The 12,478-nt window shown below is 67.5% G+C and carries 11 protein-coding genes; 5 read left to right on the top strand and 6 right to left on the bottom strand.

The features are described from left to right. Positions 1–2: 2 nt before the first annotated feature. The 3 genes from BMW87_RS17885 to BMW87_RS17875 are packed head-to-tail and all read right to left on the bottom strand — an operon-like array spanning position 3 to position 3,939. Positions 3–1,139 (bottom strand): ABC transporter permease, encoded by a 1,137-nt coding sequence (locus BMW87_RS17885; RefSeq protein WP_093077752.1) that lies wholly within the window; start codon positions 1,137–1,139, stop codon positions 3–5. Further along, entirely contained in the window at positions 1,136–2,926 is a 1,791-nt protein-coding gene (locus BMW87_RS17880) for an ATP-binding cassette domain-containing protein (protein WP_093077751.1), read from the bottom strand. The genes BMW87_RS17885 and BMW87_RS17880 overlap by 4 nt, the downstream gene beginning before the upstream one ends. Next, on the bottom strand, positions 2,926–3,939 hold the full coding sequence (locus BMW87_RS17875) for an HlyD family secretion protein (RefSeq protein ID WP_093077750.1): 1,014 nt from the start codon (positions 3,937–3,939) through the stop codon (positions 2,926–2,928). The genes BMW87_RS17880 and BMW87_RS17875 overlap by 1 nt, the downstream gene beginning before the upstream one ends. Positions 3,940–4,041: 102 nt before the next feature. Here BMW87_RS17875 and BMW87_RS17870 point away from each other — a divergent pair, with 102 nt between their 5' ends. After that, the gene (locus tag BMW87_RS17870; protein ID WP_093077749.1) at positions 4,042–4,722 is read left to right on the top strand and encodes a TetR/AcrR family transcriptional regulator; all 681 of its coding nucleotides are present in this window, start codon (positions 4,042–4,044) and stop codon (positions 4,720–4,722) included. Here BMW87_RS17870 and BMW87_RS17865 read toward each other — a convergent pair. The 3 genes from BMW87_RS17865 to BMW87_RS17855 are packed head-to-tail and all read right to left on the bottom strand — an operon-like array spanning position 4,700 to position 7,908. After that, the gene (locus BMW87_RS17865) at positions 4,700–6,079 is read right to left on the bottom strand and encodes a phospholipase D-like domain-containing protein (protein ID WP_093051318.1); all 1,380 of its coding nucleotides are present in this window, start codon (positions 6,077–6,079) and stop codon (positions 4,700–4,702) included. The two genes, BMW87_RS17870 and BMW87_RS17865, sit on opposite strands and share 23 nt — an antisense overlap. Positions 6,080–6,093: 14 nt before the next feature. Further along, entirely contained in the window at positions 6,094–6,759 is a 666-nt protein-coding gene (locus tag BMW87_RS17860; protein WP_093077748.1) for a glutathione S-transferase family protein, read from the bottom strand. A gap of 27 nt (positions 6,760–6,786) precedes the next feature. Beyond that, a complete protein-coding gene (locus BMW87_RS17855; RefSeq protein WP_093077747.1) occupies positions 6,787–7,908 on the bottom strand; it encodes a 5-methyltetrahydropteroyltriglutamate--homocysteine S-methyltransferase in 1,122 nt (373 codons plus the stop codon). Between the two features lie 146 nt (positions 7,909–8,054). Here BMW87_RS17855 and BMW87_RS17850 point away from each other — a divergent pair, with 146 nt between their 5' ends. From BMW87_RS17850 to BMW87_RS17835, 4 genes are all read left to right on the top strand, one after another. Next, positions 8,055–9,161 (top strand): aromatic ring-hydroxylating dioxygenase subunit alpha, encoded by a 1,107-nt coding sequence (locus BMW87_RS17850; RefSeq protein ID WP_093051309.1) that lies wholly within the window; start codon positions 8,055–8,057, stop codon positions 9,159–9,161. After that, positions 9,158–9,934 carry a GntR family transcriptional regulator gene (locus BMW87_RS17845; protein ID WP_093077746.1) on the top strand — a complete coding sequence of 259 codons (777 nt, stop codon included), beginning with the start codon at positions 9,158–9,160 and terminating at the stop codon, positions 9,932–9,934. The genes BMW87_RS17850 and BMW87_RS17845 overlap by 4 nt, the downstream gene beginning before the upstream one ends. A gap of 42 nt (positions 9,935–9,976) precedes the next feature. Then, positions 9,977–10,963 carry a PDR/VanB family oxidoreductase gene (locus tag BMW87_RS17840; protein ID WP_093077745.1) on the top strand — a complete coding sequence of 329 codons (987 nt, stop codon included), beginning with the start codon at positions 9,977–9,979 and terminating at the stop codon, positions 10,961–10,963. A 166-nt stretch (positions 10,964–11,129) separates the two neighbouring features. Further along, positions 11,130–12,305 (top strand): ABC transporter substrate-binding protein, encoded by a 1,176-nt coding sequence (locus BMW87_RS17835; protein WP_093077744.1) that lies wholly within the window; start codon positions 11,130–11,132, stop codon positions 12,303–12,305. Positions 12,306–12,478: the final 173 nt, after the last annotated feature.

Below are 12,478 nucleotides of genomic sequence, written 5' to 3'. Positions count from 1 at the left end.
TTTCAGTCGAGGCTCTTGCGCGTCACCGCACGCGCCACCAGCAACAGGCCTACCGCATACGCCATCAGGATCGCGCAGTTGCGCCAGATCAGCGGCCAGACGTCGCCCGCGAGAAACAGCGTCTTGATGAGGTCCATGAAGTAGGTGGCCGGCAGCAGGTGGCCGATCACCCACACGGCGGTGGGCACGTTGCGCAGGTCGAACAGGAAGCCCGACAACATCATCGAGGGCATGAAGGTCGCGATCAGCGCCACCTGGCTCGCGAGAAACTGGTTGCGCGTGACCGACGAGATCACCAGGCCCAGGCTCACCGCCACGATCAGGTACAGCATCGAGCTGAACACCACCACGACCAGCGAGCCGTACATGGGCACCGCGAACAGGTAGCGCGCCGAGAGCAGGCACAGCGCAAGGCCCAGCATGCCGACCGCGAAGTACGGAATGATCTTGGCCAGCAGAATCTCGACCGGCCGCACGGGCGTGACGAACAGCGCCTCCAGCGTGCCACGCTCCCACTCGCGCGCCATCACCAGTGCGGTGAGAAAGGCGCCGACCAGCGTCATGATGAGCACGATGAGTCCCGGCACCAGATACCAGGTGCTGGTGTTCGCGGCGTTGAACCACATGCGCTGCTCCACCGTGACGCTGCCGACGAGCGGGGCGTCGGCGCCGGAGGCGTTGCCGCTCCTGTCCATCTGCCGGATTGCCGATTGCGCGAGGGCGCCTGTCACGTACGCCTGGATGATGCTCGCGCGCCCCGCGTCGGAGCCGTGCACGATGAGCTGCACGCGCGCATTGCCGGCAGCCAGCGAGCGCGAGAAATCGGAAGGCACGCGCACGATTCCGTCGACCTTGCGTTCGCGCATCAGCTCTTCGGCGTCGTGCATTGAGCCCAGCAGCACCGGCGCGATGGTGGGCGAGAGCTGCAGGCCGGCGATGGCCTCGTGCGCGGTTGGCGATGCGTCTTCCATGACCACCGCCACGGGTGCGTTCTTCACGTCGAGCGACATGCCGTAGCCGAAGATCAGGATCAGCACCATCGGCAGCAGGATGCCGATGGCCAGGTTGCTGCGGTCGCGCAGCAGCTGGCGGAATTCCTTGCGCGTGAGGGAGATCAGGCGGGACCGGAAGCCGCTCATGCCGTCACCTCTGTCTTTGTTTCTTGCCGTGCCTTCTCGACGATGCCGATGAAGGCCTGTTCCATGTCGATGCGCCTGCCGCTGTCTTCCTCACCGCCCAGCGCCTGCGCGCGCACTTCCTGCGGCGTGCCGATGGCCAGCACCTTGCCCGCGTCCTGGATCACGATGCGGTCGCAGTACTCCGCTTCTTCCATGAAATGCGTGGTGATGACGACTGTGGTGCCGCCTTCGGCCAGCGCCGTGATGCGCCGCCAGAACTCGCGGCGCGCGAGCGGGTCGGCACCGCTGGTGGGCTCGTCGAGGAACAGGATCTCGGGCTCGTGCAACAGGCCCGTGGCCATGGCCAGGCGCTGCTTGTAGCCGCCGGGCAACTGACCGCTGGGTACGTCGAGCGAGTGGGCCAGGTCGAACTGGCGCAGCACCGTGTCCATGCGCTCGCGCAGCTTCGCGCCGCGCAGGCCGTAGGCGCCGCCGAAGAACGAGAGGTTCTCGCGCACAGTGAGGTTGCCGTAGAGCGCGAACTTCTGCGAGACATACCCGATGCGCTGGCGCGCCTGCGCGCGGGCATGCCGCAGATCGACGCCGGCCACGCGCAGCTGGCCGCCGCTGGCGGGCAGCAGGCCGCAGAGCATGCGGAAGGTGGTGGTCTTGCCCGCACCGTTGGGGCCGAGCAGGCCGAAGATCTCGCCGCGCCGCACCGAGAAGCTGGTGCTGGCCACCGCCACGAAGCCGCCGAAGCGGCGTACGAGGTCCTTGACTTCGATGACCACTTCGCCGGGCTGGCCTGTGTTCGGTTGCGAAGTGGCCATGCTGGTGGCCGGGGTGGCGTCGGCGTTGGGCGATGGCTGCGCACGCAGCAGCGTCATGAAGCCGTCTTCGAGGCGCGGCGCGACCGGCTCGGTGCGCACGCCTTCGAGCAATGCATCGAGCCGCGCATCGTCTGTCTCGCTGCGGCGAATGAAGCGCACCTCGCCACCTTGCGGCACCGCATCGATGATCTCCTGCCGCGCGTCGAGCAGGCGGGCCTGCAGCAACCGTGGAGGCTCGCCGTCGGGCGGTGTCGCGATGAAGCAGAGGCCGTGTGCCCGGTCGCGCAGTTCGCTGGGCGCACCCTGCGCCAGCAGCTTGCCGCCATGCAGCACGAACACATGGCTGCAGCGCTCGGCCTCGTCGAGGTAGGCGGTGCTGACGATGACCGAGAGCTTTTCGTCGTCTACCAGCTGCTGCACGATCTGCCACAGCTCGCGGCGCGAGAGCGGGTCCACGCCCACGGTCGGCTCGTCGAGCAGCAGCAGGTCGGGCGAGCGCACCAGCGTGCAGGCCAGGCCCAGCTTCTGCTTCATGCCGCCCGAGAGCTTGCCGGCCGGGCGATCGGTGAAGCGGCCCAGGTCGGTCATTTCCATCAGCCGCGCATAGCGTTCGCGCCGCTTGTCGCGGGGCACGCCGTGCAGGTCGGCGTAGAGGTCGAGGTTCTCCTGCACGCTCAGGTCGTCGTAGAGGCCGAAGCGCTGCGGCATGTAGCTGATGCGGTCCTGCACGGCCTGCGGATCGGCCGATACGTCGATGCCGAGCACGTGCAGCTCGCCCGCGTCGGCGCGCATCAGGCCGGCCATGAGGCGCAGCAGCGTGGTCTTGCCGGCGCCGTCGGGACCGACCAGGGCGGTGAGCGTGCCGGCGGGCACTTCGAGCGATACGTCGTCGAGCGCGAGCACGGGTTCTTTCGACGCTTTCAGCAGAAAGCGCTTGTGCAGCGAGCGTCCGGCCACGGCCGGCCCGGTGATCGGCATCAGGTCTTGCCGGTGGCGGGCGACAGTTGGAGCCGCACAGTGGCCGGCATGCCGAGCCGCAGCCGGTCTTGCGGGTCATCGACCATCACGCGGATCTCGTAGACGAGGCTACTGCGCAGTTCCTCCGTCTGCACGGTCTTGGGCGTGAACTCGGCCACCGACGAGATGTAGCCGACCTTGCCGGCGATGGCTTCGCCGGGCTGGCTGTCGGTGCTCACGCGGGCGTCCTGCCCGGCGCGCACGCGGCCGAGGTCGGGCTCGGCCACATAGGCGCGCACCCACTTGGGATCGGTGATGGCGAGCGTGAAGGCCGGGCGCTGCGGCGAGGCCATGTCGCCGGGCTCCAGCAGGCGGGCGCGCACGACGGCGTCGATGGGCGCCTTGAGCTCGGCCTCGGTGAGCTGGTGGTTCATGAGCTCGAGCTCGGCGCGGGCCGATTCGAGCTGGGCAATCGCCTGGCCGATGTCTTCCTTGCGCGGGCCGGTGATGACCAGCTGCTGTGCCTTGCGGGCGTTGTCGAGCTGCGCCAGCGCCACTTTGCGCCTGGCCTGTGCGCTGTCGAGGTCCTGCTGGCTCACGGCGCGGCCGGCCGTGCTGGCGCCGATGGCCTGCAGGCGCGTGAGCTGCTGCTGTGCGAGATCGGCATCGGCCTGCGCGCCGGCCACCTGGGCATTGGCCTGTGCCACTTCTTCGGGGCGGCTGCCGGTCTTCAGGCGCAGCAGGGCCTGTTCCTGCACGCCGATGCGCGCCTGCGACTGCGCGACGCGCAGCACCAGCGAGCGGGTGTCGAGCCGGCCGAGCACCTGCCCGGCGCGCACGCGGTCGCCCTCGCGCACCGTCAGTTCGGCCACGCGATCGTTGGCGTTGAAGGCCAGCGAGACCTGGCGCAGGTCGACGTTGCCGTACAGCACGAGCTGGTCGGAGGGCGTGGCGGATCGGTGCGTGTACCACCAGCCGCCCACCGCCGCGACGATGGCCACGGCGGCGATGGCAATGAGGGGCTTCTTGTTCATGGCGTGTGTGTCCTGACGAGGCTGCTACCCGGAAGTCGGTGCGATGTTATCAAATTGAAATTTGAATTTGAAGTATTCTTTTGTTTGGGTTAGCCTCGGGGCATGGCAACCCGCACTCCGCGTACCGACGGCAACACCACGCGCCTGCACATCCTCGAAACCGCCGGCCGGCTGTTCGCGGCGCAAGGCTTCGCAGAAAGCACCAGCAAGGAAATCTGCACCCGCGCCGGCACCAACATGGCCGCCATCAACTACCACTTCGGCGGCCGCGACGGGCTCTACGAGGCGGTGCTGGTCGAAGCGCACAAGCAGCTGGTGAGCCTCGACGAGCTGATGGCGCTGTCATTGGAGTCGACCGATCCGCGCCTGAAGCTGCGCGCCTTTCTCACGCACATGGTCGAGATGAGCGCCCAGCCGAAGGCGCCGTGGGGGTTCCGCGTGGTGTTGCGCGAGGCGCTGTCGCCGTCGCCTGCCATGCCGGCGCTGATACAGCGGGCTGTGCTGCCCAAGGCCAGGCTGATGCGCGGCATCGTCGGGGAGATCATGGGCTTGCCCGACGACCATCCATCGGTGCAGCGCAGCCTGCTGCTGACGGTGCTGCCGTGCCTGGTGATGACGGTGGCGCCCAAGGACCTGAGCAGCAAGGTGCTTCCGGCCCTGAAGGACACGCAGGCCCTGGCCGAAGAAGTTGTGCGCTATGTGCTCGCGGGGCTCGATGCCGTGGCGAAGGAAGCCAAGGCGGCCGAGCCGTCCGCAGCGCCTAAAGCTGGAAAGCGACGGTGAGCAGCAGCCCCTCGGCCACGTCGCGCATCAGCCCCGGGCGTCGCGCACGATAGGGCTCGCCGGCCGAGGCGGTGGTCTCGATCCACTCGGCCAACCATTCGATGTCTTCATGGCCGTAGAACACGACGGCCGCCTCGTGGTTCAGCAGCAGGCTGCGCAGGTCGAGGTTGATCGAGCCGCACATGGCGAGTTCGTCGTCCACCACCACGGCCTTGGCATGCGCCATGAACGGCAGCATGCTGAAGCTCACGCCCGCGCGCGCCAGATCGCGCATGGCGCGTGCACGCACGAAGTCGGCGAGGCGATGGTTCGACTGCGCGGGCATCGCGATGGTCACCTGCACGCCGCGCCGCGCGGCCAGCCGCAGTGCATCGCGCAGGCCGTCGCCGGGCACGAAGTAGGGCGTGATCGCGAGCACGCGGTGCTCGGCGCGAAAGCATGCGTCGATCAGTAGTGCATGCGCCGTGTCCTCGGTCTGGTCGGGGCCGCTCGGCAGGAACTGCGCCATGGCCGTGCCCGGGCCCGGGGGCACGTCGTCGGCGGTGATGGCGCGGGCCTTGCGGCTGCGCACCGAGGCCCAGTCGTGGTCGAACTGGCGCGCTGCCGCCGCGGCCACGCTGCCATGCAGGTCGAACGACAGGTCGCGCCAGGCCTCGGGGTGCTTGTCGTTGCCGGTGAAGTATTCGCCCGCGAGGTTGCGCCCGCCCGACCAGAGCCAGCCGTCGTCGGCGATGGTGAACTTGCGGTGGTTGCGCAGGTTGCGCGGGCCGATGCGGCGCAGGCTGAAGAAGGGGCGGAACACGGCCACCTCGCCGCCCGCCACACGCAGCCGGTCGAAGTGATGGCGCGGCAGCGACAGCGCGCCGAAGCCGTCGAGCAGCACCCGCACCTTGATGCCCTCGCGCGCCCGCTTCGCGAGCCGGTCGATCACCGCGTGGCCGAGCGGGTCGTCGCCGATGATGAAGGTGCACACGTCGATGCGCTCGCGCGCGCCGTCGATCACCTGCCACAGCGCATCGCGCGCGGCCTCGCCGTCGGCATGCATGCGGATCGCGCAGCGCCCCGGCGGCGCGAGGCCGAAGCTCTCGATCAGGTCGGCAGCCCAGTGGCCCGGCGGCACCGAGCGCGGCGGCCTGGGCGACCCCGCCGGACGCAGCTTGCGCTGGCCGAACAGCAGGTACATCGGCAGGATGAAGTAGGGCATCAGCACCAGCCCCATGACCCAGGCGATGGCCGTGGTGGGGGCGCGCTGCTCGCGGCGCGCACGCGTGGTCAGCACGTAGACCAGCAGCGCGAAAGTGACGACGAGGAAATGCTGCGAAGGAGAGGGCAGCCAGTCGAACTCTTTGGTCGGCATGGACCGATGATGCCTCAGCGTTGCAGGAAGGCCGGCACGCCGCGCCCTTCAGAGGCCAGGAACCGCATCATCGGATCGACCACCGCACGCACAGCGGGCCGGTCGCCTACGCGCGTGCGCCAGGCCAGCAGGCGTGGCGTGGCGTCGGTCATGCCGGCGCCCTTGCGGTCGGCGAACACATAGGCCATGTAGAAGGCGATGTCGGCGAAGGAGTAGGGGCCGGCCAGGTACTCGCGTGTGGCCAGCAGGCCTTCCATCTTTTCGTAGAAGCGCGCGCAGCCGGCGCAGGCCGTGACTGCCGCGGCGCTCTGCATGTCGTGCTGCAGGCCGAAGAGCTTGATGACGTTCGGGAAGAAGACCTCGTCGGACTTCTGCTCCAGCTGCCGCGCGCGGGCCCGTTCGGCAATGCCTTCAGGCCACAGCGCAAGGCTGGGATAGCGGTCTTCGAGGTACTCGAAGATCTGCGTCGAGTCGAACAGCGAGACCTCGTCGTCGACCAGCACGGGCACCTGCTGCTTGACGGGGTTGACCCGAAGCACCTCGGGGTGCTTGGGCTCGTAGGCATCGTCCTTGGTGAAGGGCACCATGACCAGTTCGAAGGGCACGCCTTTTTCGCGTGCCGCGATCTCGACCTTGGCGCCGAACATGCTGAGGGGGCCTGAGTAGATGTGAGTCGTCATGCCCCCGACTTCACCAGAAACGGCGCGTCAGGTCGAGCCCCAGACCTCCTGCGCGGTCTCGACCACCAGGCGCAGCTTGTTGCGCTGCGCTTCCACCGCGATGTTGTTGCCGTGCACGGTGCTGGAGAAGCCGCACTGCGGCGACAGCGCGAGCTGGTCGAGCGAGGCGTACTTGGCAGCGTCCTCGATGCGGCGCTTGAGCTCGTCCTTGTCTTCCATCTCGCCGAACTTCGTGGTCACGAGGCCGAGCACCACGGTCTTGCCCTTGGGCAGATAGCGCAGCGGCTTGAAGTCGCCCGAGCGGGCGTCGTCGTATTCCATGAAGTAGGCGTCGAGGTCCATCTCCTTGAGCAGCGCCTCGGCCACGGGCTCGTAGTTGCCGGCCGCGGCGTGCGTGCTCTTGAAGTTGCCGCGGCACAGGTGCATGGCCAGCAGCATGCCCGGCGGTTTCTGCGCCACCACCTTGTTGATGAAGGCGGCATAGCGGTGCGGCAGTTCGTTCGGGTCGTCGCCGCGCTTGCGGGCGGCTTCGCGCATGTGCTCGTCGCAAAGGTAGGCGAGGTTGGTGTCGTCCATCTGCACGTAGGTGCAGCCGGCGGCGGCCAGCGAGCGCAGCTCGTCGCCGTAGGCCTTGGCCACGTCGTCGTAGAACGCCGGGTCGAGCTCGGGGTACGCCTCCTTGCTGATGCCGGCGCGGCCGCCGCGGAAGTGCAGCATGGTCGGCGAGGGGATCGTCACCTTGGGCGTGCGGCCCGCCGAAACCTGGCTCTTGAGGTACTGGAAGTCGGCGAGTTGGATGTCCTTGACGTGGCGCACCTTGTCGAGCACGCGCATCGCGGGCGGAGCGAGCTCTTCAGTGCCGTCGGGCTTGCGGATGGTGACCGGGATGTCGGTCTTCACGCCGCCGAGCTGGTCAAGGAAGTCGATGTGGAAGTAGGTGCGGCGGAACTCGCCGTCGGTGATGCTCTTCAGGCCGATGTCTTCCTGGAAGCGGACGATCTCGGTGATGGCCTTGTCTTCGACGAGGCGAAGCTGTTCGGGCGTGATCTCGCCCTTGGCTTTCTGTTCGCGGGCATCGAGCAGGTATTTGGGGCGCAGGAAACTGCCCACGTGGTCGTAGCGGGCAGGCAGGGCGGCGTGCTGTGACATGGATGACTCCGTCGTGATTTGGGGAACGAGCGGAACATCGTATCGCCTTCGAAATGCCGATGTCTGTATACAGATATCTCAGTGTTTACCCTCGAAATGCTTCAAAATACTGGAAATTTCAGGTTTTCTGTATACATTGAGTATTCATGAAAACGCCCACGACCGCCTTTCCTCTGAACGCCTGGTATGCCGCCGCCTACGACGTCGAAGTGCGTCACGCGCTGCTGCCGCGCACGATCTGCAACCAGAAAGTGGTGCTGTTCCGCCGCACCGACGGCCAGGTGGCCGTGCTCGAAGACGCCTGCTGGCACCGGTTGATGCCGCTGTCGCTGGGCCGCCTCGAAGGCGACGAACTGGTCTGCGGCTACCACGGCCTCGTCTACAACAGCCAGGGCCGCTGCACTCACATGCCGAGCCAGGAAACGCTGAACCCCTCGGCATGCGTGCGCAGCTTTCCGGTGGTCGAGAAGCATCGCTTCGTGTGGATCTGGCCAGGCGATCCGGCCAAGGCCGACCCGGCGCTGGTGCCCGACATGCACTGGAACGACGACCCGGCCTGGGCCGGCGACGGCAAGATGATCCGCGTCAACTGCGACTACCGCCTCGTGGTCGACAACCTCATGGACTTGACGCACGAGACCTTCGTGCACGGCTCGTCCATCGGCAATCGCGAAGTGGCAGAGGCGCCTTTCGTGGCCACGCACGGCGACCGCTCGGCCACCGTCACGCGGTGGATGGAAGACATCGACCCGCCGCCGTTCTGGGGCAACCAGATCCGCCACGCACGCGGCTACACCGGCAAGGTCGACCGCTGGCAGATCATCCGTTTCGAAGGCCCGTGCACCGTGAACATCGACGTCGGCGTGGCCGAGGCGGGCAGCGGCGCGGTGCCCCAGGGCAGCAACCCCGGCGACCGCAGCAAGGGCGTCAACGGCTACGTGCTCAACACCATCACGCCCGAGACCGACAAGACCTGCCTCTACTTCTGGGCCTTCGCGCGCAACTACTGCCTCGGTGAGCAGCGCCTCACGCACGAGCTGCGCGAGGGCGTCGCCGGCATCTTCCGTGAAGACGAGCTGGTGCTCGAAGCGCAGCAGAGGGCGATGGACGACCACCCCGATCACAAGTTCTACAACCTCAACATCGACGCCGGCTCGATGTGGGCGCGACGCCTGATCGACCGGATGATCGAAAAGGAAAAGCCCGCGCGCGCCGCGATCCCGATCCGGCCCGCCCAGAAGGAAGCCGCGTGAAGGTCGCTGCCGTTTCCACCGCCGCCGAGCCCGGCGACAGCGGCAGTTCGCAGGCCGTGAAGGCGCAGCTGCGGCTGCGCGAGATGATCCTCGCGGGCGAGCTGCCCGGTGGCGCGCGCATTGCCGAGGTTGCCATCTCCGAGCAGCTCGGCGTGTCGCGCACGCCCGTGCGCACCGCGCTGATGCGGCTCGAACAGGAAGGACTGCTCGAAGCGTTGCCCAACGGTGGCTATGCGGTGCGTACTTTCTCCGAGCGCGACGTGGCCGATGCCATCGAGCTGCGCGGCACGCTCGAAGGGCTGGTCGCCCGGCTTGCGGCCGAGCGCGGCGCGGCGCCCGTGGTGCTGCGCGAAGCGCGCGCCTGCCTGCAGCGCATCGACGAGCTGCTGCGCGAGCCCGCGCTCGACGACGCGGCCTTCTCGCGCTACGTGACGCACAACGAGCGCTTCCACGCACTGCTCTGCGAAATGGCGGGCAGCCCCGTCATCGCGCAGCAGCTCGAGCGCGTGATCAACCTGCCGTTCGCGTCGCCCTCGGGCTTCGTCATCGTGCAGGCCAACTCGCCGGCCGCACGCGACATGCTCGTGATTGCGCAAGACCAGCATGTGCAGGTGCTCGACGCCATCGAGTCCGGCGAAGGCTCGCGCGCCGAGGCGCTGATGCGCGAGCACAGCCGCATCGCACGGCGCAACCTGCGCGATGCGTTGCACGGCACGCCGACCGCCGCGCAGCGCCCGCTGCCGGGTGTGCAGCTGATCCGCCGGCGCGGCTGATCGGTTTCTTCTTTTTCTCTCCTCTTTCGTGTTGCTCCCCCGATGAAAAGCGATCTTCAATGGATGCAGGCGCAAGTCGTTGCGCTGCGCGACGTCACGCCCACCGTGCGCGAATTCGAACTGCGCCCCGATGGCGGCTTTGCCGAATCCCATGAGCCCGGCGCCCACCTGCAGGTGCAGGTGCTGACGGCGCAGGGCAAAGTGCAGACCCGCTCGTACTCGCTGGTGGGCGAGGGCGACGGCCAGTGCTGGCGCATCGCCGTCAAGCGGCTCGACGACGGCCGTGGCGGTTCGCTCGCGATGTGGCGACTGGCCGTGGGCGACCGCCTGCAAGTGAGCGCGCCGCAGAACCACTTTCCGCTCGACCTCTCGGCTCCCGGCTACCTGCTGGTGGCGGGCGGCATCGGCATCACGCCGCTGGTACTGATGGCGCAGCGGCTGGGCGCACATGCAAGGCGCACCGGCGTGCCGGTGAAGATGCTGTACGGCGCGCGGCATGCGGGCGAGCTCGGCTATCTGTCGCATCTGCAGGAAGCACTGGGCGAGGGCGTCGAAGCGCATGAAGGCTCGGCCCCCATCGACTTCGCCGCCGCCATCGCGGCACTGCCGCCCGGCGGCCAGCTCTACACCTGCGGCCCGGTGCCGATGCTCGAAGCCGTCAAGCGCGCGTGGCACGCAGCCGGCCGTGCCATCGAAGACCTGCGCTTCGAAACCTTCGGCAGCAGCGGCCGCCTGGCCACGCAGTCATTCCAGGTACGAATTCCCCGGCACGACCTGGCCATCACCGTGCCGGCCGACTGCACGCTGCTCGAAGCCCTCGACGCAGCCGGCGTGCAGACGCTCTCGGACTGCAAGCGCGGCGAATGCGGCCTGTGCGCCATGGACGTGATCGCCGTCGACGGCGAGATCGATCACCGCGACGTGTTCCTCAGCGAGCACGAGAAGAAGTCGACCACGCGCATCTGCGCCTGCGTGTCACGCGCCGTGGGCACTCTCACGCTCGACTCCGCCTACCGCGCCGACAGCTGACCCGCGCGCTCCGCAGGCCGCCTTGCGCGATGATCGCGCAGTTCATTTGGCAATCGCGCAACAAAGGTCAACGGGAATGGCCGGCTAGGTGATTGCCTGCTTCGCCGGATGTTGCAAAGTGTTGAAAATAGCCCCGATTCGCGTTCCGCCCCTCAAAGGAAAAAACATGCAAAGACGCCATCTCATCCAGACCGCCGCCCTCTCGGCACTTGCGCTTTCAATGTCGCTGGCCAGTGCCCAGGACGCCAACAAGTTCAAGATCGGCCTGATCCTTCCGATGACCGGCCAGTCGGCCTCCACCGGCCGCCAGATCGAAGCCGCCGCGCGCCTGTACATGGCCCAGAACGGAGACACCGTGGCCGGCAAGAAGGTAGAGCTGATCGTCAAGGACGACACCGGCCTGCCCGACGTGACCAAGCGCCTCGCGCAGGAGCTGGTGGTGAACGACAAGGTCAACGTGCTGGCCGGCTTCGGCCTCACGCCGCTGGCGCTGGCCGTGGCGCCGATTGCCACGCAGTCGAAGACGCCCGAAGTGGTGATGGCTGCGGCCACTTCGAGCATCACCGAGGCTTCGCCCTACATCATCCGTTCGAGCTTCACGCTGCCACAGGTGTCGGTGGCCATGGGCGACTGGGCGCCTAAGAACGGCGTGAAGACGGTCGTCACGCTGGTGGCCGACTACGGCCCGGGCAACGACGCCGAGAAGTTCTTCAGCGAGCGCTTCCAGCTCAACGGCGGCAAGGTGCTCGACAAGCTGCGCGTGCCGCTGCGCAACCCCGACTTCGCGCCGTTCCTGCAGAAGGTGCGCGACGTGAAGCCCGACGCGCTGTTCGTCTTCGTGCCCTCGGGCGCGGGCGCGGCGGTGATGAAGCAGTTCCTCGAACGCGGCATGGACAAGGCCGGCATCAAGATGATCGCCACCGGTGACGTGACGGATGACGACCAGCTCAACGACATGGGCGACGGCGCGCTGGGCGTGGTCACCTCGCACCACTACTCGGCCGCGCACCCCTCGGCGCTGAACAAGAAGTTCGTCGAAGCCTTCGAGAAGGCCAACCCCAAGATGCGCCCCAACTTCATGGCCGTGGGTGGCTATGACGGCATGCGCGTGATCTACGAAGCGCTCAAGACCACCAAGGGGCAGGGCGGCGGCGAAGCGCTGCTGGCTGCCATGAAGGGCCAGGTCTTCGAGAGCCCGCGCGGACCGGTGCTGATCGATGCGCAGACGCGTGACATCGTGCAGGACGTGTACCTGCGCAAGGTCGAGAAGAAGGACGGGCAGCTCTACAACGTCGAGTTCGATGTGATCAAAGGCGTGAAGGACCCAGGTAAAGCCAAGTGAGGCTTGTCTCTGGGGGGCGTTGTTGTTCGGGGGCGCGATCACGCCGACGGGGTACCTTGCTCCGCGAATGTCCCCCGGCCTTCGGCCTCCTCCTTTATTTCGCTGCGCAAGGCACCCCATCGGCGTGATCTTTCAGAGCAGTCGTTGATCGGCCGGCATAAGCACGCACCCCG

The sequence above is a fragment of the Variovorax sp. OV084 genome (assembly GCF_900111625.1).
Classification (GTDB): Bacteria; Pseudomonadota; Gammaproteobacteria; order Burkholderiales; family Burkholderiaceae_C; genus Variovorax.
Note: the sequence above shows the minus strand (reverse complement) of the source record. Positions and strands in the feature narration are given on the sequence as shown.